This is a genomic window from Plantactinospora sp. B5E13 (genome assembly GCF_039871775.1).
GTDB lineage: Bacteria > Actinomycetota > Actinomycetes > Mycobacteriales > Micromonosporaceae > Plantactinospora.
The window spans coordinates 1-24,647 of the sequence record NZ_JBDPLT010000027.1 but is presented as its reverse complement, the minus strand read 5'-3'; the positions used below and the strand labels follow the sequence as shown (position 1 = coordinate 24,647).

Here is a 24,647-nt window from a genome sequence, read left to right as displayed (position 1 = left end):
GTCAGGCGGGCGATTCATCGGTACGGCGCTGACGCATCAGCACCAGGCCACCGAGCGCGGCCATCCCGAGCATCCCCACCCCGCCGACCGCGAGGTTGTCGCCGCTGCTGGCGGTGTTACCGCCGTCGCCGCCGTCCACCCAACCCTTCGGCACGACGATCAGCTCGCCCTCACCGCACGAACCCTTGAGGTCGTACGTGCCAGGCTTGGCGTCCCACGGGATCTTGACGCTGGCCCAGTACTCGTACTTGGCCGCGTCCTTCTGCTCCCAGCCCCCGTTCTCCTTCTCGGCCTTGTAGTCGTCGGCCTTCTTGCCGTCCTGCCAGGCCTTGTACTCGTCGGCCTTCTTGCTGTCCTGCCAGGCCTTGTACTCGTCGGCCTTCTTGCTGTCCTGCCAGGCCTTGTACTCGTCGGCTTCCTTGCCGTCTTCCCAGGCCTTGTGGTCGTCGGCCTTCTTGCCGTCTTCCCAGGCCTTGTGGTCGTCGGCCTTCTTGCTGTCTTCCCAGGCCTTGTGGTCCTCGGCCTTCTTGCTGTCCTCCCAGCCGTTCGTGGCGGCGTCGTCCGCGAGCAGGCCGCCACCGATCCCGCCGGAACCGGCGTCCGGAGGCTGGTAGCCGTCGGCCGGCTGCTCCGCGCGCGAATCCTGGGAGGGTGCCGGCACCGCGCCTGCGGACGCGTCGGGCTTGGCTGCCTTCTCCTCGGTGGACGCCGACTTCTCCGGCGCCTTCTTCTCCTTGTACCGGCGGTACTCCTGGTACTCCTGGTGCTCCTTGTACTTCAGGAACTCCTGGTACTCGCGCTCCTGCCGGTAGTCCCCGCCCTCGTACTCCTTGGGTTCGGTGCTGTCCTTCCAGCTTTCGGCGCCCTTGTCGGACTTCTTGTCGTCCCAGCCGTTGCTGTGCTCGGACTTCTTCTTGTCGTCGTCCTGGTACGAGTGCTTCTTCGGGGTCAGGTCGACCTTCCCGGTGACCTTCGACCAGAGCCAGGCGTGTTTCTGCTCCTCGGAGCAGACCTCGATGAGCTTGACCTCGTGTCCGGGCTTCACCACGTGCGGTTTTGCGAAGACGCGGCCCAGGGCGTCCCTGTGGTGGCCGTCGGAGTAGGGAGCGCCATCGGCGAGGGCAGCCGAGGGGGCGAAGACGAGTAGGGACGCGCCGCCGAGGGCGGCTCCAGCGATCACCTTGCCGAGGAACTTCTTGGACATGACTGTCGTCATCCTTCCCTCTTGCTTCAGCTCGAGGAGACGAGCCATGACCGAGATTAACGAGCTTGTGAGCTTTCATCAGATTTTCCGGGCATTTACCCGAAAAAGCTTCTCATGGTGGTACGAGCGATATGCGCATGCTCGATCCGGTCACGCCGTCGCGGCCTTGCCGGGCGGGTCCCACCCCAGCTGGCCGGAACCCTGCCGGATCGCCCGGACCGTCGCCGTCCGGGTCGGGATCGCCCGTTCGATGACGCCCGGCCCGGCTGCCCGCGCAACACGTCGGGTGCCCGTTTCCGTCCTGCCTGACCCGGGGGTGGGAGGGGCCGGCGACCGCCGCCGAACTTGGGATATCGTCATCCGTAATAGTGATGGGTGTTGTGGTGGAAGCGCTCCCATGCAAGAATTCATCCACTGTGCTGGGGGAGCCACACCGCGCAGCAGACGCCGAGGGCATCCGGTCTCCGGACGGCGTCGCCAAGGCCGCCTGACCGCGGTCTGCACCACCACCACTTGCGCCCGTCCGGGTCGGGCACACCACAGTCCCCCCACGGCGCCAGCGGACAACCCACCGAACGACGTCCGCACGGCTGCCGCGCCGGCTCCGCCCCGTCGGACCGGCTGGCCCTAGGAGATCAGTGGCATGAATTTACGGAGTAGTTTGTCCATCCGCCAGAAAGCTGTGGCGGTGGCCGGTGCGAGTGCCCTGGTGGCCGCCGGTCTCGTCACCCTTCCGGCGTCGTCCGCGCTCGCCGCGCCCGGCTGCAGCGTGACCTACAGCGCCAACCAGTGGCAGGGTGGCTTCAGCGCCAGCATCACCATCCGGAACGTCGGTGACCCGATCAACGGTTGGACGCTGCGCTTCACCTTCCCGGACAGCGGCCAGCGGGTCAGCCAGGGCTGGTCGGCCACCTGGAGCCAGTCCGGCAGCCAGGTGACCGCGCAGAGCATGTCGTGGAACGGCAACCTGGCCACCGGTGCCTCCACAAGCATCGGCTTCAACGGCTCGTGGAGCGGCAGCAACCCGGCGCCGACCTCGTTCAGCGTCAACAACGTCGCCTGCAACGGGACCGCGCCGACCACCCCGCCGACCGGCGGCCCGACCACCCCGCCGACCACCCCGCCGACCACCCCTCCGGGGACCGGTGGGCCGAACCCTGGCCGGGTGGACAACCCGTACGCCGGGGCGACGGGTTACGTGAACCCGGAGTGGAAGGCCAAGGCGGAGAGCGTCTCCGGCGGTAACCGGGTGTCGAGCACCCCGACCGGTGTCTGGATCGACCGGATCGCCGCCATCGAGGGCACCCCGGACAGCAGCTCGAACGGTCCGATGGGCGTCAGGGACCACCTGGACGAGGCACTGGCGCAGGGCGTCGGCTACATCCAGTTCGTCATCTACAACCTGCCGGGCCGGGACTGCGCGGCGCTCGCCTCCAACGGTGAACTCGAGGCGGACGAGATCGACCAGTACAAGACGGCGTACATCGACCCGATCGCGGCGATCCAGGCCGACCCGGCGTACCGGAGCCTGCGGATCATCAACATCATCGAGATCGACTCGCTGCCGAACCTGGTCACCAACGTGTCGCCGCGGGAGACCGCGACCGCCAACTGCGACACGATGAAGGCCAACGGCAACTACGTCAAGGGCGTCGGCTACGCGCTGGCCAAGCTCGGTGCGCTCCCGAACACCTACAACTACATCGACGCCGGCCACCACGGCTGGATCGGTTGGGACGACAACTTCCGGGCGTCGGCCCAGATCTTCGCCGAGGCCGCCCGCGCCGAGGGCAGCACCACCGCCAACGTGCACGGCTTCATCGCCAACACCGCCAACTACTCGGCCACGGTCGAGCCGTACCTGAACGTGACCGAGCAGAACCGGCAGTCCACCTGGATCGACTGGAACCGGTACGTCGACGAGCAGCGCTTCGCCCAGGCCCTGCGTACCGAGCTCATCTCGCAGGGCTTCAGCAGCAACATCGGCATGCTGATCGACACCTCCCGCAACGGTTGGGGCGGCTCGGCCCGGCCGACCGGCCCGGTGACCTCCGGTGACATCAACCAGCAGGTCGACGGCTCCCGCATCGACCGCCGGATCCACCTCGGCAACTGGTGCAACCAGAGCGGGGCCGGCCTCGGCGAGCGGCCGCGGGCCAACCCGGCCACCGGCATCGACGCGTACGTCTGGATCAAGCCCCCGGGCGAGTCGGACGGCTCCAGCACCCTCATCGACAACGACGAGGGCAAGGGCTTCGACCGGATGTGCGACCCGACCTACGGTGGCAACCCGCGTAACAACAACAACATGAGCGGTGCGCTCTCCGGCGCCCCGATCTCGGGTGCCTGGTTCTCGGCCCAGTTCCAGCAGCTCATGCAGAACGCCTACCCGGCGCTCTGACCAGCGGCGACAACTGAACCGACAGCAGTCGGTACGTACCAACCGGGCGGTCCCCGTCCCCGGTCCGCGAGGGCCGGAGGCGGGGACCGCCGCTGTCGCAACGCCGGACCGGTCGCCGGCTCAGGGAACCGTCTTCTCCACCGCGGCCGGTCCCTCCTGCTCCAACTCCCGCCGGGCCCGCTCGACGTTGCCCGGGTCCGGGTCGCGGCCCTGGGCCGCCGCCAGGTCCTCGGGGTCCCACGGCTGCTCAGCACCGGTGCGGGCCCGTTCCGGGGCGCTGCCCGCGCCGGCACCGTACGGGTCACCGAGCAGGTCGTCGGTGGGCGGAAAGTCGGCTGCGACGTCGTCCGGGTCGACGAACTCCGGGTTCGCCAAGCCTGGTCCGCCGTCGGTGGCGAACTGTGGTACCGCGATGTCGTCGTCGATCGCGGCGGCCACCTCGGGAGTCTCCTCAAGCGGACGGTCCGGCCTCGGATCGCGGTCGGTCATCTCACTGCCCTCCTGTCCGAATCCGTGGCATCCGGGTGGAATGTCCTCTGCGTGGTCGTGTCTTCCCGGTGGCGTACCCGGGACGACCGGCGCCATACCTGAGCGGGCCCTGCCGGCCCGGAAGTGCGGAGGCCCGACTACCCGGGGCGAATCCGACTCACGCCTGCGGGTGCCCGCCCGTACCCTGCCCCGTCAGGCTCGACACGGCGACGGCTCCCCGACGCGCCGGACGGGCGCCGGGGAGCCGTGGTGAGCGGTACGGCCGGTGACTACCGGCCGAGGATCCGGTCCAGGAACTCGCGGTGGCGGCGTACCGCCGTCCGCAGCTGTTCGGTGTCGGTGGCGTCACCCGTCGCTCCGTCGCCCTGCCCGCGTCCGAGTTCCGCGCGCTGCTCGGCCAGTGCGGTGGTCAGCGCCTCCACCGACTCCTCCACCAGCCGCTGCGCGTCCGCCGCGGCGCCGGAGGGGTCGTCGACGAACCGCAGCTGCACCTCCCGCCAGCGGTCCCGGAACTTCTGTACGGTCTCCGGTTCCAGGAACGCCGCCGTCGTGCCGTCGTGCTCCTGTCCGACCGCCCGGCCGTCCCCGGACTGGTCGACCGTCGCCGGGTAACTGTCGGTGGTGGCCGGCCCCGGGGTGTCGCCGATGCCGTCGATCCGGTCCTCGGCCACCCCGTCACCGGACCGGGCCAGTTCCTCCTCGCGCGGGTCGCGGCGGTCGCCGGCCAGCGCGGACGCCGCGACGGCGCCGCCGACGCTGGGGGCGCCGAAGGCGGTGGGCAGCGGCGCCGGCTCGTGGAACTCCGGCCGTTCCGCTCCGTCTATTCGTCGGGCGCCGCCCTCCGCCGACGCGCCGTCCCGGTCGGTCCGGTCACCGGCGGGCGGGGCCGCCCCGGGCGGCCCGCCCGGCGGTCGCCGCGCTGTTGTCGTAGGAACCCCGCTCGTCCAGCGCGTCCTCGGGGCGCGGGTTCTCCTGGATCTGCTGGTGCTGCTGGCGCATGGCAGGTCTCCTTACCGACTCGAAACGTCCTGTGGGGTCTCCGGGCGGGGCTGTGCCGTGGGCGGGCGGGTGCCGGCCGTCGCCCCGTCGTGCCGTCCGTCGTGCTGCCCGTCGTGCCGTCCGTCGTGCCGTCCGTCGTGCTGGTGTGCGGCGTCCGGAGCGGGCTGCTGACGTACCGGGTCCTCGCCGAGCAGCTCGGCGAAGAGCGCCCGGTAGTGGACCACCGCCTGCCGCAGCTGTTCGGTGTCGGCCTCACCACGTGCGTTGCGCAGCTGGATGTCGTGCGCCTCGCGGTAGTGGTCCAGGGTCCGGGCGTGCTCGACGGAAAGGTGGGCGAGTCGCTCGTCGTACGCCCCGGTGGGGTAACCGCGCTCGGCGATCAACCGGGTGACCAGGTCGTCGGCCGCCCCGACCGCCTCGCCGGGCGAGTCGACGAACCGCGCCTGGATCTCCTCCCAGTCGGCGGCGTACCGCTCGCGGGACTCCGCGTCCAGCGGGGTCAGGGTCAGCGCCGCGTGGCGGCGTTCGCGCTCCCGCAGTTCACGTTCGGCGGCGGCGCGGCTCTCCTGCTCGGCGACCAGCCGCTCGTACTCCGGGCCGAACCTGCTGCGCAGCGCCCGGCGGCGGCTCGCCACCCAGATGACCGGTACGGCCGCCGCGACCACGAGGACAACAAGGACGATGAGGACGATTTCAGTGGGCGACATGGCTCCTCCTTCGTCCTCTGCTATTCCCGCCCGCCCCTGATCCGCAATCCACATCCGCCGTACTTTCACGAGGAGTGTGGGGAGCGGACGAAAGCCACGAAAGGAGTTAGGACAGGTGGATAGCCGGCATCGTGGCTGCGCGGCTGGGGACGGGTCGCCTAGAATCGCCGCCATGACGCGCCGACATTAATTCGCCCGCAGAGGCCGTCGCGGCCCGTGCTGCCGTGGCCCGCCGGGACCTTTCGTGACCCCGAGTCCGAATCGTCCCCACGGGAAGGCCTTATGTCCGCCACCTCTCCGCCGACCGCGCCCGACAGCCGCGCGCGGCGGCTCGCCGTCACCTACCACCTCTACGTCTTCCTCGACGAGTTCGTCCTGCTCTACCCGGTGTACGCGTTGCTCTTCACCGACACCGGACTCTCCGTCGCGGAGATCTCGTCGCTGTTCGTGCTCTGGTCGCTGAGCGGCATCGTGCTGGAGGTCCCGTCCGGCGTGCTCGCCGACGCGGTGTCCCGACGACTGCTGCTCGGCACCGCGCCGCTGTTCGGCGCGCTCGGGTTCGCGATCTGGACGGTGGCGCCGTCGTACGGCGCCTTCGCCCTCGGCTTCCTGCTCTGGGGCGTCCGGGGCGCCCTCCAGTCCGGCGCGGCCGAGGCGCTGCTCTACGACGAACTCGACCGGCTCGGCCTCGCCGGACGCTACGGACAGCTGATCGGCCGGGCCACCGCGACCGGGCTGGTCGCGGTCCTGCTGGCCACCGCGGTCGCGGCCCCGGTCTTCGCCGCCGGTGGTTACCCGGCGGTCGGGGCGGCGAGCGTGCTCGCCAGCCTGCTCTGCGCCGTGGCCGGGTTCGCGCTCCCCGAAAACCGGCCCACCGCCACCTCGACGGAGGCGGCTGCGGCCCGGGCTGTTCCCGTCGGGGTGGCGACGCGGGAGGATCCGCCGGACGGCGTCGGCGAGCCGTCCGGCTGGGTCGCCGTCTTGCGGGCCGGACTGACCGAGGCCAGGGCCAACCCGCCGGTACGGCGGGTTCTGCTGCTCCTCGCCGTGGTCGGCGGCATCTGGGGCGGGTTGGAGGAGTACACGTCACTGCTGGCCGGGGAGGTCGTCGTGGCGTCGGCCGTACCGCTGCTGGTGCTGCTCGTCTCGGCCGGCGTCATGGTCGGCGGGCTGCTCACCCCGGTCGGTCAGCGCCTCGGGCCGGGCTGGTTCGCCGCCACCGTGGCCCTCGCGGCAGCTGCCCTGGCGGTCGGGGCGCTCAGCGGCCGACCGGCGGGCTTCCTGCTGATCGGATTGGCGTACTGCGCCCTGCAGATGGTGGGTCTGGTCCTCGACGTACGGCTCCAGGAGAGCATCAGCGGGCCGAGCCGGGCCACGGTCACCTCCCTGGCCGGACTCGGCACCGAGTTGATCACAATCACCCTGTACGGCGGGTACGCGTTGGCCTCCGGGTTCGTCGGACACGGTGCGATCGTCGCGCTCTGCGCCGTGCCGTACCTGGTGGTGGCGACCGTGCTGGTGCGGGTGCCGGGAACGGTCCGGTCCGTACCCGTGCCCCGGGTCGCGTCAAGAGCCACCGGGATCGAATAAGAGCGATATCTGTCGATACAATCCACCCTCGGGCACTACCGGACGTACCCACGTCCGGTAGTGCGCCGGCCCGTGATTACGTATCCTGCCGAAGGCACGCGCGCCCGCGACCCTCGACTCTGGCCGGAGCCGCGGGCCGCCGGTCCGGGTGTCGGCCCCTGACGCATCCCTTCCGGCGAGGTCTGATTGGAAACCCAGAACTGGCCGATCCGCTCGAAGATAGTCGCGCTGGTCGCCGTGCCGATCGCCGCTCTGATGGCGCTCTGGATCTTCGCGACCACGCTGACCGTGGGGCCGGCGACGAGTCTGCTCGCCGCGCGGACACTTCTCGACGAGGTCGGTCGACCGGCCGAGGCGCTGGTCCTCGAACTGCAGCGGGAACGGCGCCTGTCGGTGATGCAGTTGGCCGACCCTGCCGTCGCGCCCGCCCTCACCGACCAGCGGGCCCGCACCGACCACGCGATCGACACGCTGCGGCGACACGCGTCCAACGAGGACGTCCGGGACACGACCAGCCAGGCGCTCGACGCCCGGCTCGACCAACTGCTCACCGCGCTCGGCACGCTGTCGTCGGGGCGTAGCTTCATCGACGGGCGGAGCGTCGACGCCACCGGAGCGCTGGGCCTCTACAGCGGCATCATCGACGCGGCGTTCCGTACCTTCACCGCCCTGCAGGCGCTGCCCGACGAGACGCTGAACCGGGAGGTCGCCGCCCTCACCGCCCTGGGGCGGGCCCGCGAGGTGCTCGCGCAGGCGGACGCCCTGCTCGCCGGGGTCTTCCGGGTCGGTCGGTTCGGGCCGGGGGAGCACAGCCAGCTCGTCCAGATCATCGGCACACAACGGTTCCTCTACGCCGCCGCGATCGCCGAACTGCCGGACGCCGACCGGACCGAGTACCAGCGCCTCACCGAGGCGGAGCCGTTCGCCCGGCTCCGCGCGTTGGAGGACGACCTGATCGGCCGGGGACGCGGCGGCGCGGCGCCGCCGGTCGACGCGCAGGCCTGGCAGAGCACCTACGAGACCGTGCAGCAACAGCTCCGGGAATTCGAACTGGACGGAGCCGAGGCGCTCACCGAGCGCAGTCGGCCGGTGGCGGTCAACATCCTGGTCCGGTTGGGACTCGCCGGCCTGCTCGGACTCGTGGCCGTGCTGGCCTCCGGCTTCATCGCGCTACGGATCGGCCGGTCCCTGGTCCGACGGCTGACCAGTCTGCGCGCGGCCGCCCTGACGATGGCCGACGAACGACTTCCCGACGTCGTCGGTCGGCTCCGGAAGGGTGAGGTCGTCGACGTCGCCGTCGAGGCACCACCGCTGGACTACGGGCGGGACGAGATCGGCCAGCTCGGCCAGGCGTTCAGCGAGGTGCAGCGGACCGCGATCAGTTCGGCGGTGGACGAGGCCGCGCTGCGGAAGAGCCTGCGGGACGTCTTCCTCAACATCGCCCGGCGGAGCCAGACGCTGCTGCACCGGCAGCTCGCCCTGTTGGACCGGATGGAGCGACGGGTCACCGAGCCGACCGAGTTGGCCGACCTCTTCCGGCTCGACCACATGGCGACCCGGATGCGGCGGCACGCCGAGGACCTGGTCATCCTCGCCGGGGCGCCGGCCGGCCGGGGATGGCGCAACCCGGTCACCATGGTCGACGTCATCCGGGGCGCGATCTCCGAGGTCGAGGACTACGCGCGGGTCGAGCTGGGCAAGGTCGCGCCGTCGGCGGTCACCGGGCCGGCGGTCGGTGACGTCATCCACCTGCTCGCCGAACTGATCGAGAACGCCACCTCCTTCTCCCCGCCGCACACCCGGGTCCGGGTCACCGGCCAGCCGGGGACCCGGGGCTACACGGTCGAGATCGAGGACCAGGGCCTGGGGATGAGCGCCGAGGCGATCGAGGACGCCAACCGGCGGCTCGCCGAACCGCCGGAGTTCGACCCGGCGAACAGTGCCCGACTCGGGCTGTTCGTCGTGGCCCGGCTCGGCGCCCGACACGGCGTACGGGTACGCCTCCAACCGTCCCCGTACGGCGGGATCACCGCTGTCGTCCTGGTGCCGAGTGACCTTGTCGTGTCGGAGAGCGCGGTACCGACGCCCCGTGACGGGCGTACCGGTGCACAGCCGGCCCCGGACGGCGTCGAGGTGGCGTCGCGACCCGGTGGCGACCAGCCGGGCGGCCCGGCGGCCGACCGGGCCCCGAAGTCCGGGCCGGCCTCGAAGTCCGGGCCGGCGCCGACGGCGGAGAGCCCCGCCGCGCCCGCGGTTGCGCCGGAACCGGATCCCCGGCCGGCTTCCGCTCTCGGACCCCGGCGGAAGGCGGGCGCGGCGCTCGACGCGCTGATCGCGTCCGCCCCCGCCGGCAGGTTCGGTGAGCTGCGGTCCGGCACCGACCAGGTGCCGGTCGGCGAGCAGGCCGACCCCGCGGTGCCGCCCCGCCCCACGGAGTCGTCCACCCCGTCCGCCGGTGGCACCACCGGTGCCGTGCGGGACGCCGGCTCCGGTCCCGCCCCGGCCGGCACCGCGTCCGCCGCCGTGAAGGAGGGCGGCACGACCGACCGCCAGCGGAGTCCGGACGGCGGGCCGGCCGGCGACGACGACACCGTGGTGATGCCGGCTCTCCGACAGCAGCGTCCGGCCGGCGGGCCGGCGGGCGACGACGACACCGTGGTGATGCCGGCCCTCCGGGCCGACGGACCGGTCCGGGCGCCGGTGGCGCCGGCCGGCGCGGACGGGCTGCCCCGTCGCATCCGGCAGACCAGCCTCGCGCCGCAGTTGCGGATCGGGGGCCCGGCGCCCGCCGGGGCTGGCCGGTCCCGGCCGGGCGGCGGTGTCGGCGGTACGACCGGAGCCGCCGACGGCTCGGACGAGCCGGCACCGCGATCGCCGGAGCAGGTCCGGGCGGTGATGGCAGCGTTGCAGTCCGGTACGGCACGAGGTCGTCGGGATTCCGGTGCGACACCGCCGTCGATCGGAAACCCCGACGTCACAGCCCGGGTCGCCGATCCGGGTGCCACCGATTCGGAAAGGGACGGGTGAGTGGTGCAGACAACGAGGCCGGGTGCGGATCTCAGCTGGCTGCTCGATGATCTCGTGGAGCGGGTGCCACCCGCGCAGCAGGCTGTGGTCCTCTCCGCGGACGGACTGCTGATGGCCGCCTCGGCGGGGTTGGACCGGGAGGCCGCCGAGCACATGGCGGCGATGGCGGCCGGCTTCCAGAGCCTGGCCAAGGGCGCGAGCCGGCACTTCCGGGCCGGGGCGGTACGGCAGACCGTGGTGGAGATGGAGGATGCCTTCCTCTTCGTGACCGCCGCCGGACAGGGCGCCTGCCTGGCGGTGTTGAGCGGTTCCGCCGCCGACATCGGGGTCATCGCGTACGAGATGGCCATGCTCGTCACCCGGGTGGGTCAGAACCTGAGTGCGCCGTCCCGGGCGCCGGCAGATGCGGACTGACCCGGCGGATCCGGACCACGAGTGGCTGGACGCCGAGGCCGGGCCGGTGGTCCGTCCGTACACGGTGACCGGTGGTCGGGTCGAGCCGGCGTCCGGCAGGTTCGACCTGATGGCCTTCGTGGTGGCCGATCCTCCGAGCGATGACGGTACGCAGCCCCCGCAGCCGGAACAGCGGGCCATCATCGCCATGGCGCAGCAGCCGGTGGCGGTCGCCGATCTCGCGGCCGACCTCGACCTGCCGGTGGGCGTGGTCCGTGTCCTGCTCGGCGACATGCTCACCAACGGGCTGATCTCGATGTACGAGCCGCCCGCATCGCGCCAGTTCCCAGACGACGACATTCTCAAGGCGGTGGTCAATGGACTCCGGGCTCTCTGACCGGACGGCGACGGGCCGGCGGATCCCGCTCGCGCTGAAGATTCTCATCGCGGGCGGTTTCGGGGTCGGCAAGACCACGCTGGTCGGCGCGGTGAGTGAGATCCGGCCGCTGCAGACCGAGGAGGTGCTGACCGATGCCGGGGTCGGCACCGACGACCTCTCCGGTGTGGAGGGTAAGCGGACCACCACGGTCGCGATGGATTTCGGTCGGATCACCATCAACGAGGAGCTCCAGGTCTACCTGTTCGGCACCCCGGGGCAGGACCGTTTCTGGTTCCTCTGGGACGAGCTGGCGTACGGGGCGCTGGGTGCGGTGGTCCTCGCCGACACCCGTCGACTCGCCGACTGCTTCCCGTCCGTGGACTACTTCGAACGTCGGGGCATTCCGTTCGTGGTCGGGGTGAACTGCTTCGACGGCGCCAAGCGGTACAGCGTCGAGGCGGTACGCAACGCGTTGGACCTGGATCCGGCGGTGCCGATCCTGCTCTGCGACGCCCGTAGCCGGCAGTCCGGGAAGACGGTGTTGATCGCCCTGGTGGAGCACGTCGCCCAGCGTCGCGGGGATCCGGTCCCGGCCGGCTGATCCGTGCACCGCCGCCCGCCACCGTGGTCGGGCGGCGGTGCCGACCCCGGCTCCGGGGCGGGCGGGTGCCGGATCAGCCGGTGACGACCAGGACGTCCAGTCGGCGGGGGCCGTGCACGCCCTCGACCCGGTCGAGTTCGATGTCGCTGGTGGCCGACGGCCCGGAGACCATGGTGAGTGGTCGGGTCGGGTCCGCGAGCCGGGCGAGCGCCGCCGGCAGCCCGTCGGCGACCTGGTCGGCCCGGACCACGCAGAGATGGTGGTCGGGGACCAGGCTCAGCAGCCGACGGCCCTGGTCCGGGCCCCCGTCCAGGACCAAGGTCCCGGTCTGCGCGATCGCCACCGCACAGCCGGTGACCACGGCCAACCCCGGTGTGTCCAGGTCGGCCACGGTGAGCGGCTCCGGCTCGCCGTCGCGCCGGACCCGTCCCGGGTACGCCGAGAGCCAGTTCTCCGGCACCCCCGCCGGTACGGCGACGGTGGGAACGGGGCCCAGCAGGTCGGCCAACGTCTCGGGGACCTCGTGCCGTCCGCAGAGTCGTACCGTGGCCCGGTAGTCGACGAGTCGGTCGACGAGCAGGTCGAGCAGCTTCCCGTCCGGCGTCGGGTCGTCCGGGGTGGCGGGCCGGTAGGCGCGGGGGACCAACACCGGTGTGGTCGGTCGGGCGGCCCGGATCCGGGCCAGCACCTCGTCGCGGGCCGAGCCGCCGTCGACGGGACGGGAGGCGGTCGCGCCGCCGCCGGTCACCTCGGGTGCCGTCACGGCTCTCCTCCCGGTTCCGCGCCGCTGTCCCGGCGATCCTGCCCGGCGTCCCGGGTGGTCCCGGCGGCCTGCCGGTCCCGACCGGCCCACCAGTCCCGGAAGGTCTCGGCGGCCGGCAGCGGCGCGTCCCGGCTCGCCGTCCAGGCCGACAGCGGCCACGGCAGTCGACGTACGCCCCGTCGGCCGGTCGCGAGTCGCAGCGGGGCCGAACCCCGCCGGGCGGTCCGCAGCGCCGCCGAGTACCGTCGCCGGTCCCGCATCACCCAGGACATCGCCCGCATCGCGGTCCGTTCCGCCGAGGGGCGGCCGCGCCGGGCGTCCACTCCCCGCTGACGCAGGTGGACCAGCACCTCGGGGATGTCGATCCGGACCGGGCAGGCGTCGAAGCAGGCGCCGCAGAGCGTCGAGGCGTACGGCAGGCTCCGGTTCGCGCCGGCGTCCGGGCCGGTCATCTGGGGGGAGAGGATGGCGCCGATCGGACCCGGGTAGACCGAGCCGTACGCGTGTCCGCCGACCCGCTCGTAGACCGGGCAGACGTTCAGGCAGGCCGAGCAGCGGATGCAGCGCAGTGCCTGTCGTCCGACCGGGTCGGCGAGGGTGGCGGTACGCCCGTTGTCGACCAGCACGATGTGCATGGTCTGCGGGCCGTCTCCCGGGGTGACCCCGGTCCACGTCGAGGTGTACGGGTTCATCCGCTCGCCGGTGGAGGAGCGCGGCAGCAACTGCAGGAAGACCTCCAGGTCCCGGAAGGTCGGCAGCAGTTTCTCCACCCCGACCACCGAGATCAGGGTCTCCGGGAGGGTGAGGCACATCCGGCCGTTGCCCTCGGACTCGACGACCACCAGGGTGCCGGTCTCGGCGATGGCGAAGTTGGCTCCGGAGACGGCGACCCGGGCGCTGAGGAACTTGGCCCGCAGGTGTCGGCGGGCCGCCTCGGCGAGCGCGGCCGGCTCGTCGGTGAGAGTGGCGAGGTCCACCCCGGGCATCCGCCGGGCGAAGATCTCCCGGATCTGCTGACGGTTGTAGTGGATCGCCGGTACCAGGATGTGTGACGGGGTGTCGTCGGCGAGCTGCACGATCAGTTCGGCGAGGTCGGTCTCCACCGCCGCGATCCCGGCGTCGGCGAGTGCCTCGTTGAGCCCGATCTCCTGGGTGGCCATCGATTTGATCTTGACGACCTCGGTGCTGCCGGTGGCCCGGACCAGGTCGGTGACCAGGGCATTGGCCTCCTCGGCGTCCCGCGCCCAGTGCACGGTCGCACCGGCGGCGGTGGCCGCCGCCTCGAACTGTTCCAGCAGTTCCGGCAGGCGGACCAGGACGTCGTCCTTGATGGCGGCGCCGGCCGCCCGCAGGTCGGCCCAGTCGGGAACCTCGCCGACCACCCGCAGCCGCTTGTCCCGGATGGTGTGGGTGGCCCGGCGCAGGTTGGCCCGTAGCTGGGTGTCGGCGAGTTCGCGTCGGGCCGCGGTCGGGAACGGCAGCGGCGCGACGATGTTTCCGGTACCGGTCGGGGTGCCGCTCCCGCTCCCGCTGTCGGGGACGGTGGGCGGACGGTTGCCGCCGGTCGGATCGCCGGCGCTCACCGCGGCACCTCCGGACCGGCCAGGATCTCCGCGTAGTGGATGGCCCGTACCGGTGTGCCGCCGTCCGCCGTCCGTTCCCGGCGGGACAGCCCACCGCCGATGTGCGCCAGGCACGAGTTGTCGGCGGCGGCGACGTACGCCGCGCCGGTGTCGCAGATCGCCCCGCACTTGTCGGCGAGCATCGCGGCCGAGACGTCGGCGTTCTTCATCGCGAAGGTGCCGCCGAAGCCGCAGCACTCCTCGGCGCCGGGGAGTTCGACCAGTTCCAGGTCGCGTACCGCGCGCAGCAGCCGTAGCGGGCGGTCGTCCAGCCGGAGCATCCGCAGCCCGTGGCAGGTCGGGTGGTAGGTGACCCGGTGCGGGAAGGAGGCGCCGAGGTCGGTCTCGCCGAGCACGTCGACCAGCAGTTCGGAGAGCTCGTGGACCCGTGGGGCGAGGTCGGCGACCGCCGCCGCCAGGGTCGGCTCCCCGGCCGCCAGTCGCGGGTACGACTCCCGGACCATCGCCACGCACGAGCCGGAGGGCGCGACGACCGCGTCGTACCCGGCGAAGGTATCGACGAAGCCGCGCACCAGGGGCAACGCCTCGGCGCGGTAGCCGCTGTTGGCGTGCATCTGCCCGCAGCAGCTCTGTGCGGTCGGGAACTCGACGGTGTGACCGAGCCGTTCCAGGATCCGTACGACGGCCCGACCGGTGGCCGGGAACATCAGGTCGTTGACGCAGGTGACGAAGAGGGCTATCCGCACCCGGAGCCCCCACGGGTGACGGCGGTGGTGGTCCTGAGCAGCCCGTTCATGATCAAAGATCCTATCGGCTCGCCGGATGGCGGCAAAGATTCGGACGCCCGGCCAACTGGCCGAACCTGGCCAACGCCTCTGGTTTGATCGTGCGGTGGAGCCCGACCGCGGGCCGGAAACGGAGCGAGGATGTCCGACGAGACGAGCGGAATCGTCCATATCGGCTGTTACACGGCGGAGAGCGGGGGGCAGGGTACCGGCATCGTCGCCGCCCGGCGGGACCCGGTGAGCGGTGCGCTCGACCTGCTCGGGGTGGTCGCGACCACACCCTCGCCGTCGTTCCTGGCCCGGCATCCCCGGCTGCCCGTGCTGTACGCGGTCAACGAGTTGACCGAGGGCACGGTGAGTGCGTGGACCGTCCACGACGACGGCTCGCTCAGCCCGCTCGGTGTCCGGTCCACGGGTGGGGACAGCCCCTGCCACCTGGCCACCGACGCGGCCGGCGAGTACCTGTACGTGGCGAACTACGGCAGCGGCAGTCTCTCGGTGCACCCGTTGGACGCGGCCGGCGCGCCGGGGGAGCGCACCGACCTGGTCCGGCACGCCGGCCACGGTGCCGTACCGGACCGGCAGGAGGGGCCGCACGCGCACATGGTCTCGCCCGATCCGAGCGGTACGTCGTTGTACGCGGTCGACCTCGGCACCGACTCGGTGTACCGCTACCGCCGGGACGACACCGGTCGGCTGCGCGAAACCGGTCGTACCGCGACCCGCCCCGGCACCGGACCCCGGCACCTGGCCCGGCATCCGGACGGCCGACGGTGTTACCTCGCCGGTGAACTGGACGCCTCGGTGACGGCGTACGACCGGCACGGCGCCGACGGCCTGACCGAGCGGGGTCGGGTCGCGGCCAGTGGTCGGTCCGGTCCGGTGCAGCCCTCGGAGATCAGGGTCGGGCCGGACGGTCGCTTCCTCTACCTGGCGAACCGGGGCGTCGGCACGGTTGCCGTGTTCGCCCTGGACGGTGACCTGCCGCGGTACGTCACGGAGGTGGAGACGACCGGGGACTGGCCTCGGCACATCACGGTGCTCGGTGGGCATCTCTACGTGTCGGAGGAACGGTCCGGGGCGGTGGTGGTCCTGCCGGTCGATCCGACCACCGGCGTACCGGGGCCGGCCATCAGCCGGGTGGCGGTGGCGAGTCCGACCTGCCTGCTCGGGAGTTGACCGGGGCGGGTACCCGAGGCCAACCGGCTCGGGTGACCGGTCCGGGCGGGGAGACAGCCTTAAATCTCGAATAAAAAATCCTGAGGTCAAATGGCTGGTGAAGGCCGGAAAGCGCCGCTGACGCCCTGCTTACTGGACAGTAAGAGATCGGTCAACTACCCAAAGTGAATTTTGTTGGCGGCGAGTTTGCCAGACGGCTAACAATCCGCCACCCGCCCCTGGCATGAACATCAAGAAATCCGCAAGATGGTCAGGTGCCTGGCCGCCATCGCAGACGTGGGATTATCAGTGGGTTCGGCGCCATCGCGGCAGCGATGGCGCTCGCCCTTGTTGTGGTCGGAGGATGGTTCGGTTATCAGCGGTTCACCGGACCGGACTGCGCGGGTGAGGTGAAGCTCGCGGTCGCCGCGGCACCCGAGATCGCGCCGGCCGTGCAGGCGACCGCCGCGGACTGGATGGCCGGCGGCGCGGCTGTCGGTGAGACCTGCGTGGTCGTCGAGGTCACCGCGAGCGAACCGGTCGACGTCGCGGCCGCCATCGCAGGCCAGCACGGCGTCTCGTTGAACGGCATCGGGCAGGCGAGCGGCAACGCCGTCCTGCCGACCGTCTGGGTGCCGGACTCCTCGACCTGGCTGCTGCGCCTGCGTCAGCAGGCCCCGGGTTTCGAGCCGGAGAACGGCGCCTCGCTGGCGCGCAGCCCGGTCGTCCTGGCGATGCCGGAGCCGGTCGCGTCCACCGTCGGCTGGCCGCAGAAGAAGCTCGGCTGGTCCGACCTGTTGAAGACGATCACCACCGGAACACGCCTGCGGACCGGCATCGTCGAGCCGAGCCGGGATGCGGCCGGCCTCTCCGGGCTGCTCTCGCTGGCCGCCGCCGCGCAGGCGGCGGGTGCCAAGGGCGGTACCGCGGAGGCGCAGCGGGTGACCACCGGAGCACTCCGGACCCTGGCCACCGGCCGGGCGACCGTCCAGCAGGAGCTGATCGCCCGGTTCCCCCGGTCCACCGACGCCGCCGCCGTCGCCTCCGGCCTCGGCGCCGCACCCCTCTCCGAACAGGACGTCATCGCCTACAACACCAGGAAGCCGCCGGTGCCGCTCGCCGCGCTCTACCTGGACCCCGCGCCGCTCTCGCTCGACTATCCGTACGCGGTGATGCCCGGCACCGAGCCGGCCAAGGTCGACGCCGCGACGCAGTTCTTCGCGGCCCTCGGTACCGGAACCTTCCGCGACCGCCTGGCCGACCAGGGACTGCGCGGCGCGGACGGCCTCTTCGGCGACGGGTTCGCGACCCCGCGCGGCGCGCCGAGCCCGGCGGGCACCGATCCCACCCCGACCCCCGGGGCGAACCCCGGCGGTACGGCGGCCGGGGGCTCGGCGGCGGTGATCGAGCGCACCCTGTCCAGTTGGTCGGTCGCCACCCAGTCGGGCCGGATGCTCGCCATCATCGACGTCTCCGGCTCGATGCTCAACGAGGTCCCCACCGCCGGCAACGCCAGCCGGATGAAGGTGACCCTGGAGGCGGCCCGGCGCGGACTGGGGCTGTTCGACGACTCCTGGGCACTCGGGCTCTGGAGCTTCTCCACCGAACTCTCCGGCGGTCGCGACTACCGGGAACTGGTGCCGATCGGGCCGCTCTCCAGCCAGCGGAGCAGGCTGGAACGTGAACTCGCCGGCCTGCGGCCCAAGCAGAACGGCAACACCGGCCTGTTCGACACGATGCTTGCCGCGTACAAGACCGTTCAGGAGGACTGGGAACCGGGCCGGGTCAACTCGGTGGTGATGCTCACCGACGGCAAGAACGAGGACGCCGACGGCATCAGCGAGTCGGCGCTGGTCAACCAGCTGAAGCGGATCGCCGACCCGGACCGGCCGGTGCAGGTCGTGATCATCGGTATCGGCAACGAGGTCAAGCGCTCCGAGCTGGAGTCGATCACGAAGACCACCGGTGGCGGGGTTTTCGTGACCGAGGACCCGGCGAAGATCGGCGACATCTTCCTCCAGGCGATCGCGCTGCGTCCGTCCGGCGCGCCCCGCTGAACCGGCGCCGGTGGGGCGGGCCCGGCCCGCCCCACCGGCCGGAGCCCTCCAACAGGTCACCGGCCGCCAGCGCAAACAAGTGACAGTAATTTGTCGGAAGCTCTCCGTAGTGCCCCCGGTACGCGAAGATGTCGAAGTGCCCCGGGCCGCTCGCTAGGAGAGCCAGCGGCCGATCGGGTTGCCCCCTGGGAGCGAGGGAGGGCCGGTGACGTCGGCGACACTGCTGAGCCCTGCCACGATGCCTCCGGAATCCACTCCGGGGGCATCCGCACGATCCCCCCGGGAGCGGCAACGAAGCTACCTCCGGGCCATCCTGGTCCTCGACACCGTCATCCTGGTCCTGGCCGTGCTCGGCGGCTACTTCGCCCGGTTCGGCGGCGACGAGGCGCGCGGCTCCGACATCCCGTACGTGATCGTCGGCCCCGGGCTGGTCCTCGCCTGGCTCGTCTCCCTCAGGGCACTGCGCTGCTACGACCACCGGGTGCTCGGCTACGGCGCCGACGAGTACCGCCGGGTCACCTCGGCCAGCCTCCGGCTCGCCGGCGGGATCGCGATCGCCGGCTACATCGCCGACGTCGGCGTGTCCCGGGGCTTCCTCGGCATCTCGTTCGCGGTCGGCACGGTCGCCCTGGTGGCGGCCCGGTTCGCGGCCCGCAAACACCTGCACCGGGCCAGGGCCCGGGGTGAGGGCTGGGCCCGCCGGGTCCTGGTCGTCGGCGACACCGCACACGTCCTGGAACTGGTCCACACGCTGCGGCGCGAACCGTACGCCGGCTACCAGGTGGTCGGAGCCTGCATCCCGGACGCGCTGCTCGCCCCGGTGCCGCAGCGGCTCGGCGACGTACCGGTGCTCGGGTCGTTCCGGGCGATCGTGGACGCGGCGACGACGATCAACGCCGACACGGTCGCGGTGACCGCCTGCACCGAACTGACCGCCACCCGGCTACGCCGGCTCGGCTGGCAACTGGAGGGCACCGGCATCGACCTGGTGCTGGCGCCGGCGCTTACCGACGTCGCCGGCCCCCGGATCCACACCCAGCCGGTCGCCGGCCTGCCGCTGATCCACGTCGAGGCGCCCGAGTTCCGGGGCGCCCGCAAACTCGTGAAGGGATTCGTCGACCGCGCCCTGGCGCTCACCGCGCTCTCCGTCGCGCTGCCGCTGCTCGCCCTCATCGCGCTCGCGATCAGGTTCGACAGCCGGGGGCCGGTGATCTTCCGGCAGGTCCGGGTGGGGCGGGGCGGCCGGGAGTTCGGCGTCTACAAGTTCCGGACCATGGTGGTGAACGCCGACGCGCTGCTCGCCGAACTGGCCGCGAAGAACGAGACCGACGGGCTGCTGTTCAAGATGCGCGACGATCCCCGGGTCACCCGGGTCGGTCGCCTGCTGCGCAAGTGGTCCTTCGACGAACTGCCCCAGCTCGCCAACGTGCTGCTCGGGCAGATGAGCCTGGTCGGGCCGCGTCCGCCGCTGCCCTCCGAGGTGGCCCGCTACGACGGCGACGTGGCCCGCCGGCTGCTGGTGAAGCCGGGCATGACCGGGCTCTGGCAGGTCAGCGGCCGGTCGGATCTGAGCTGGGAGGACGGTATCCGGCTGGACCTCTACTACGTGGAGAACTGGTCACTCGCCGCCGACCTCACCATCCTCTGGAAGACCTTCGGCGCGGTGGTCCGCAGCCGGGGCGCGTACTGAGCCGACGCCGGTCCGGACCCTCCGGGCCGGACTCAGGCCGGACCTGTTGGGCGGGTGGTCAGGCCGGACCCGTCCAGTCCAGGCAGACCGCCACCGCGTCGTCGACCAGGTCACTGCCGACGAACGCCCGCAGGTCGCCGAGGAGCGAGCGGACCGCCTCCAACGGAGCCAGCGACCGGGTCCGTCGCGCCGACCGGTGCAGCGCGGTCTCGCCGTACCGGGCGGAGCGGGACGTGGCGTTGAAGACCCCGTCGCTGACGATCAGGAGCCGGTCGCCGGGGAGCAGGTCGAACCGTTGCGACTGGTAGATGGTGCCGTCGAACATGCCGAGCGGGAACTGGTCGTCCAGCGGCTCGTCGTGTACCTCTTCGTCGCGGACCAGCAGCAGTCGGGGCGAGCCGGCGTCCACCGCCGTTACCTGACCGGTGGCGAGGTCCAGTTCCAGCAACAGCGCCGAAAGGTGCTGCACCCCCTGGTGGTAGGAGTAGATCGCCTGGTCGGCCAGGGCCGCCTGGTCGGCGAGTTCGAGACCGGCCCGGCGGGCGTTGCGCAGCGCGTTGGTGCCGAGACAGGTCAGCATCGCGGCGCCCACCCCCTCGCCCATGCCGTTGACCGTCGACAGCCACAGCCGTCGGGTGTCGTCCGCCCAGTCGAAGCTGTCGCCACGTACCGCGTACGCCGGTTCGAGTTGGCCGGCGAGACTGAACGAGGGACGGATCCGACTGCGCCCCGGCAGCAGTTCCCACTGCATCTCCGCGGCCAGGGTCAGCTGGCGGGCCCGGGCACCCGCCGCGTACCGGTCGGTTCCGGCCCGGACCGCGACCAGTTCGTGGGCCAGCGCACCGGCCGCCTCCGCCAGCTCCGCCCGGCGGTCCGGGTCCGCCGGACCCGGGCTCAGCCGGAGTACGCCGATCCGCTCTCCGCGTACCGTCACCGGCAGGTACAGCGTCCCGTCCTGCACCACCTCGGACTGGCGGTCGAAACACCGCCAGCCGGGGGTACCGGCGCCCCGTACCGGGTCGCCGCCGGTGAGCGGCAGCAGGGCGGAGAGCCGGTAGTCGACCTGGAGCAGGGTCGTCTCGACGACGGCGTACTCCTTGGCCAGTTCGTCGGCGAGATGCTCCACCACAAGATCGGCGGGGGCGTTGGCCAGGCAGCGCCGGATCCCGGTCAGCCGGTCGCTCATCGCAGTGCCGCCGATCGACCGGTCGCGGGGGGTCCGGACCCGCGTACCGGCCGGGTCGCGGCGGTGTCCGGGCGCACCCGTGCGGCGACCTGCGGGGCGGCGGTAGTGTCGGGGCCACCATGAATCATTCCGGTGGTCCGGACGGACCGGATCCGAGCTTCGTCACGGCGGTCGACACCGCCGCGTCGGCGCTGCTCTCGGTCTGGGACGCCGCCCGGGAGCAGACGACCGGGCGCCTCTCCACCTCGCAGCTGCGCGCGCTGATGGTGGTCGAGCAGTTCGACGGGCTCAACCTGCGCGGGTTGGCCGGCGAGCTGAACATGCTGCTCTCCTCGGCGAGCCGGCTCTGTGACCGGTTGGTCGCCGCCGGCCTGCTCGAACGGGAACCGGGCCGGGCCGACCGCCGGGAGATCTCGCTGCACCTGACCACCGTCGGTCAGCGTCTGCTCGACGAGGTGCGCGCCGACCGTCGGGCCAGGCTCGCCGCCACCCTCGCCGGGGTGAGCCCGGCCGGTCGGCAGGCCCTGCTGCGCGGACTCGTCGAGTTCGAGCGCGCTCTCCGGGCGGAGGCCGAGGAGACCGAGCGCTCGGCCTGAGTCGAGTTCGAGCGCGCTCTCCGGGCGGAGGCCGAGGAGACCGAGCGCTCGGCCTGAGCGACCGGCGGCCCGCCCCGGGACGCGCCCGGGCCGATGGTCGCGGCCGCTCCCCGTCACCCGTACGGCGGGTTGTCGAGCTGTGCGCATCGGCGCTGGCACTCCTGTCGACGACAATGGTTGCTTCCTGGGATAGTTGCCTGACGGCAACAATAGCGAGCCGGATTCCGGGCCGGTGACCGGGAACGGTCACCGGGCGGCGGCGCGTCGGCAACCGGGCGCGTCGTCGCCCTCGGACATAGGCTTCCCGCGCCCCGGGTCGCCGACACCTCCCGGCCGGCCGTCGAATCCCGGCAGCGGGTCACCGATCGGGTCGGGCCAGCCAGCGGGCCGGCTGCTCCAGCACCGCCCGGACCACCGAGCCGGCCGCCCCGAGCACGGCCGCCTCGCCGCCGAGCAGGGCCGCCCGTACCGTCACCGGTGACCAGGCGGCGGTGAGCACCCGGCGACGGATCGCCGCCTCGACCGGCGGGGCCAACCAGCGGGCGAGCGGGGCGTAGATGCCGCCGAGCACCACGGTGTCCACGTCGAGCAGATTGATCACTCCGGCGACCGCGACGCCGAGCGCGTCGGCGGCCCCGGCGAGGGCCTGACAGGCCGCCGGATCGGCCCGCTCGGCCGCCTCCACCAGCCGGGCGACGGGTGCCCCGGTCAGTTCGGCACCGCCCAGGATGGCCTCCTGGCCGGCGTACTGTTCGAGGCAACCGCGACCGCCGCAGCGGCACGGACGCCCCTGTGGATGTACGGGGACGTGGCCGAGTTCGCCGCTCCAGCCCCGGGCACCCCGGAACAGCGTGTTGTGCAGCACGATCCCGGCGCCGATGCCCACCTCGCCCGAGACGTAGATGAAGTTCCCGGAGTCGGCGGCGGACGAGGCGTGCAGTTCGCCGAGCGCGGCGAGGTTGGCCTCGTTGTCGACGGTCAGGCCCCGACCGGCGAGCACCGGATGCCCACCGAGCAGGGCCGGTACGTCCACGTCCCGCCAGCCGAGGTTCGGCGCGAGCCGGACCACCCCGGCCGCGGTGACCAGCCCCGGTACGGCGAGCGCCGTGCCGGCGAGCAGCAGGTCCTGCCGGTCCGCGGCGGCGGCCGCCTCGGTGACCAGGTCGGCGACCAGGGCCAGGGTCTCGGCGGGTGACACCGGTCGCAGGTCCGTCCGGCGGACCGCCCGGTGTCGTACCGCACCGGTCAGGTCGACCAGGCAGGCGGCGAGGTAGTCGACGTTGACCTCCAGTCCGAGGCCGGCCGGGCCGTGACCGGCCAGGGTCAGCCCGAGTGCGGGACGACCCGCGCCGGACCGGGGGGCCGGATCCACCTCGGTGAGCAGCCGACCGGTGATCAGATCGTCGACCAGGGTGGAGACGGTGGCCCGGGTCAGCCCGGTGGTGGCGGCGAGCGCGGCCCGGGACGGCGGGCTGGACGCGCTGGCGATGTGCCGGAGCACCAGCGCGAGATTGTGCTCGCGCAGGCTGGCCTGGCGGACGGCGGTGGCCGCCGCCGCGCCGACCGGCGTCGTGGTGGGTCGCGGCACGGTATTGACAATGCCATACCCCGGTAAAATAATTCAACCGATAAACAAATCGGCCGGGTTGCCGGCATGTCAACCCGGGATGTTCTCAGCGTCGAGTCCCTCTCCTGGAGGTCCCCCATGGCAGTCCGACCCACCCCTGCCGACAAGTTCTCCTTCGGCCTCTGGACCGTCGGCTGGACCGCGCGCGACCCGTTCGGTGAGGCCACCCGGGACGCCCTCGACCCCGTCGAGGCGGTCAACCGGCTTGCCGAGCTGGGTGCGTACGGGATCACCTTCCACGACGACGACCTGATCCCGTTCGGCTCCGACGACACCACCCGCGACCAGCACATCGCCCGGTTCCGCAAGGCGCTGGAGGAGACCGGTCTGGTCGTACCGATGGTCACCACCAACCTCTTCACCCACCCGGTCTTCAAGGACGGCGGCTTCACCAGCAACGACCGTGACGTCCGGCGGTACGCGCTGCGCAAGGTGCTCCGCAACATCGACCTGGCCGCCGAACTCGGCGCGCACACCTTCGTGATGTGGGGCGGCCGGGAAGGCGCCGAGTACGACGTCGCCAAGGACATCCGGGCCGCGCTCGACCGCTACCGCGAGGCGGTCAACCTGCTCGCCCAGTACGTCATCGACCGGGGCTACAACCTGAAGTTCGCCATCGAGCCGAAGCCGAACGAGCCCCGGGGCGACATCCTGCTGCCGACCGTCGGCCACGCGCTCGCGTTCATCAACGAGCTGGACCACCCCGAGCTGGTCGGCCTCAACCCGGAGGTCGGGCACGAGCAGATGGCCGGGCTCAACTACATGCACGGCATCGCCCAGGCCCTCTGGGCCGGCAAGCTGTTCCACCTCGACCTGAACGGCCAGCGCGGCATCAAGTACGACCAGGACCTCGTCTTCGGGCACGGTGACCTGCTCAACGCCTTCGCCCTGGTCGACCTGCTGGAGAACGGCGGTCCGCAGGGCGGTCCGGCGTACACCGGCCCCCGGCACTTCGACTACAAGCCGTCCCGGACCGAGGACTACACCGGTGTCTGGGCCTCGGCCGAGGCGAACATGCGGACGTACCTGCTGCTCAAGGAGCGGGCGGCGGCGTTCCGGGCCGACCCGGAGGTGCAGGAGGCGCTGGCCGCCAGCAAGGTCTCCGAGCTGTCGACCCCGACGCTCAACGAGGGCGAGACCTACACCGACCTGCTCGCCGACCGGAGCGCGTTCGAGGAGCTGGACGTGGACGCGGTGGCGGCGCGCGGCTTCGGCTTCGTCCGGCTGAACCAGCTGGCGGTGGAGCACCTGCTCGGCGCCCGCTGAGCGGGTCTGGGTGTGGTTGGGGGCCGGCTCAGGTATGGGGTCGGGGGCCGGATCGCCCACGACGGGATCAAGCCTGACCGCCCAGAGTGGGCGATCCGGCCCCCGACCCGTCCGCCCCAGACCCGGCCGCCCCTGACCCGGGCCCA

The 24,647-nt window shown here is 72.1% G+C and carries 21 protein-coding genes; 11 read left to right on the top strand and 10 right to left on the bottom strand.

The features are described from left to right. Window position 1: 1 nt before the first annotated feature. Entirely contained in the window at window positions 2–1,204 is a 1,203-nt protein-coding gene (locus tag ABGB05_RS23020; protein WP_347655539.1) for a hypothetical protein, read from the bottom strand. A gap of 643 nt (window positions 1,205–1,847) precedes the next feature. Between ABGB05_RS23020 and ABGB05_RS23015 the strand changes: the two genes are divergently transcribed. After that, complete coding sequence (locus ABGB05_RS23015; protein ID WP_347655538.1) at window positions 1,848–3,605, top strand: glycoside hydrolase family 6 protein; 1,758 nt, start codon at window positions 1,848–1,850, stop codon at window positions 3,603–3,605. A gap of 120 nt (window positions 3,606–3,725) precedes the next feature. Here the strand turns inward: ABGB05_RS23015 and ABGB05_RS23010 are convergent, their stop codons facing one another. The 4 genes from ABGB05_RS23010 to ABGB05_RS22995 all read right to left on the bottom strand — a co-directional run bounded on the left by ABGB05_RS23010 (window position 3,726) and on the right by ABGB05_RS22995 (window position 5,800). Next, on the bottom strand, window positions 3,726–4,094 hold the full coding sequence (locus tag ABGB05_RS23010; RefSeq protein WP_347655537.1) for a hypothetical protein: 369 nt from the start codon (window positions 4,092–4,094) through the stop codon (window positions 3,726–3,728). Between the two features lie 269 nt (window positions 4,095–4,363). Then, window positions 4,364–4,765 carry a hypothetical protein gene (locus ABGB05_RS23005; RefSeq protein ID WP_347655536.1) on the bottom strand — a complete coding sequence of 134 codons (402 nt, stop codon included), beginning with the start codon at window positions 4,763–4,765 and terminating at the stop codon, window positions 4,364–4,366. Window positions 4,766–4,964: 199 nt separating this feature from the next. Further along, window positions 4,965–5,093, bottom strand: a complete 129-nt coding sequence (locus tag ABGB05_RS23000; RefSeq protein ID WP_347655535.1) for a hypothetical protein — start codon at window positions 5,091–5,093, stop codon at window positions 4,965–4,967. An 11-nt stretch (window positions 5,094–5,104) separates the two neighbouring features. Continuing rightward, window positions 5,105–5,800, bottom strand: coding sequence for a hypothetical protein (locus ABGB05_RS22995; protein WP_347655534.1), 696 nt, complete (start codon window positions 5,798–5,800; stop codon window positions 5,105–5,107). A gap of 282 nt (window positions 5,801–6,082) precedes the next feature. On the opposite strand from ABGB05_RS22995, the gene ABGB05_RS22990 reads away from it, so the two are divergent. The 5 genes from ABGB05_RS22990 to ABGB05_RS22970 all read left to right on the top strand — a co-directional run bounded on the left by ABGB05_RS22990 (window position 6,083) and on the right by ABGB05_RS22970 (window position 11,790). Further along, the gene (locus ABGB05_RS22990) at window positions 6,083–7,390 is read left to right on the top strand and encodes an MFS transporter (RefSeq protein WP_347655533.1); all 1,308 of its coding nucleotides are present in this window, start codon (window positions 6,083–6,085) and stop codon (window positions 7,388–7,390) included. 186 nt (window positions 7,391–7,576) lie between these two features. Then, the gene (locus ABGB05_RS22985) at window positions 7,577–10,417 is read left to right on the top strand and encodes a nitrate- and nitrite sensing domain-containing protein (RefSeq protein ID WP_347655532.1); all 2,841 of its coding nucleotides are present in this window, start codon (window positions 7,577–7,579) and stop codon (window positions 10,415–10,417) included. Further along, window positions 10,418–10,831, top strand: a complete 414-nt coding sequence (locus ABGB05_RS22980; RefSeq protein WP_347655531.1) for a roadblock/LC7 domain-containing protein — start codon at window positions 10,418–10,420, stop codon at window positions 10,829–10,831. After that, window positions 10,821–11,207, top strand: a complete 387-nt coding sequence (locus ABGB05_RS22975) for a DUF742 domain-containing protein (RefSeq protein ID WP_347655530.1) — start codon at window positions 10,821–10,823, stop codon at window positions 11,205–11,207. The genes ABGB05_RS22980 and ABGB05_RS22975 overlap by 11 nt, the downstream gene beginning before the upstream one ends. After that, entirely contained in the window at window positions 11,188–11,790 is a 603-nt protein-coding gene (locus ABGB05_RS22970) for an ATP/GTP-binding protein (RefSeq protein ID WP_347655529.1), read from the top strand. The genes ABGB05_RS22975 and ABGB05_RS22970 overlap by 20 nt, the downstream gene beginning before the upstream one ends. A 73-nt stretch (window positions 11,791–11,863) precedes the next feature. Here ABGB05_RS22970 and ABGB05_RS22965 read toward each other — a convergent pair whose 3' ends face one another. The 3 genes from ABGB05_RS22965 to ABGB05_RS22955 form a co-directional block, all read right to left on the bottom strand. Continuing rightward, window positions 11,864–12,553, bottom strand: a complete 690-nt coding sequence (locus tag ABGB05_RS22965; protein WP_347655528.1) for an LUD domain-containing protein — start codon at window positions 12,551–12,553, stop codon at window positions 11,864–11,866. After that, complete coding sequence (locus tag ABGB05_RS22960) at window positions 12,550–14,046, bottom strand: LutB/LldF family L-lactate oxidation iron-sulfur protein (protein ID WP_347655594.1); 1,497 nt, start codon at window positions 14,044–14,046, stop codon at window positions 12,550–12,552. Before ABGB05_RS22960 ends, ABGB05_RS22965 begins: the two co-directional genes overlap by 4 nt. Before the next feature lie 86 nt (window positions 14,047–14,132). Then, window positions 14,133–14,882, bottom strand: coding sequence for a (Fe-S)-binding protein (locus tag ABGB05_RS22955; RefSeq protein ID WP_347655527.1), 750 nt, complete (start codon window positions 14,880–14,882; stop codon window positions 14,133–14,135). A 180-nt stretch (window positions 14,883–15,062) separates the two neighbouring features. Here ABGB05_RS22955 and ABGB05_RS22950 point away from each other — a divergent pair, with 180 nt between their 5' ends. The 3 genes from ABGB05_RS22950 (at window position 15,063) to ABGB05_RS22940 (ending at window position 19,826) form a co-directional block, all read left to right on the top strand. Then, a complete protein-coding gene (locus tag ABGB05_RS22950; protein ID WP_347655526.1) occupies window positions 15,063–16,100 on the top strand; it encodes a lactonase family protein in 1,038 nt (345 codons plus the stop codon). A 314-nt stretch (window positions 16,101–16,414) separates the two neighbouring features. Further along, window positions 16,415–18,136, top strand: coding sequence for a VWA domain-containing protein (locus tag ABGB05_RS22945; RefSeq protein WP_347655525.1), 1,722 nt, complete (start codon window positions 16,415–16,417; stop codon window positions 18,134–18,136). Between the two features lie 238 nt (window positions 18,137–18,374). Beyond that, on the top strand, window positions 18,375–19,826 hold the full coding sequence (locus tag ABGB05_RS22940) for a sugar transferase (RefSeq protein ID WP_347655593.1): 1,452 nt from the start codon (window positions 18,375–18,377) through the stop codon (window positions 19,824–19,826). Between the two features lie 58 nt (window positions 19,827–19,884). Here the strand turns inward: ABGB05_RS22940 and ABGB05_RS22935 are convergent, their stop codons facing one another. Then, complete coding sequence (locus ABGB05_RS22935) at window positions 19,885–21,012, bottom strand: PP2C family protein-serine/threonine phosphatase (RefSeq protein ID WP_347655524.1); 1,128 nt, start codon at window positions 21,010–21,012, stop codon at window positions 19,885–19,887. A 119-nt stretch (window positions 21,013–21,131) separates the two neighbouring features. Here ABGB05_RS22935 and ABGB05_RS22930 point away from each other — a divergent pair, with 119 nt between their 5' ends. Beyond that, entirely contained in the window at window positions 21,132–21,608 is a 477-nt protein-coding gene (locus tag ABGB05_RS22930; RefSeq protein ID WP_347655523.1) for a MarR family winged helix-turn-helix transcriptional regulator, read from the top strand. Between the two features lie 358 nt (window positions 21,609–21,966). Here ABGB05_RS22930 and ABGB05_RS22925 read toward each other — a convergent pair whose 3' ends face one another. After that, window positions 21,967–23,196 carry an ROK family protein gene (locus ABGB05_RS22925; protein ID WP_347655522.1) on the bottom strand — a complete coding sequence of 410 codons (1,230 nt, stop codon included), beginning with the start codon at window positions 23,194–23,196 and terminating at the stop codon, window positions 21,967–21,969. A gap of 117 nt (window positions 23,197–23,313) precedes the next feature. Between ABGB05_RS22925 and xylA the strand changes: the two genes are divergently transcribed. Further along, the gene (gene xylA / locus ABGB05_RS22920; protein WP_347655521.1) at window positions 23,314–24,501 is read left to right on the top strand and encodes a xylose isomerase; all 1,188 of its coding nucleotides are present in this window, start codon (window positions 23,314–23,316) and stop codon (window positions 24,499–24,501) included. Window positions 24,502–24,647 lie beyond the last annotated feature (146 nt).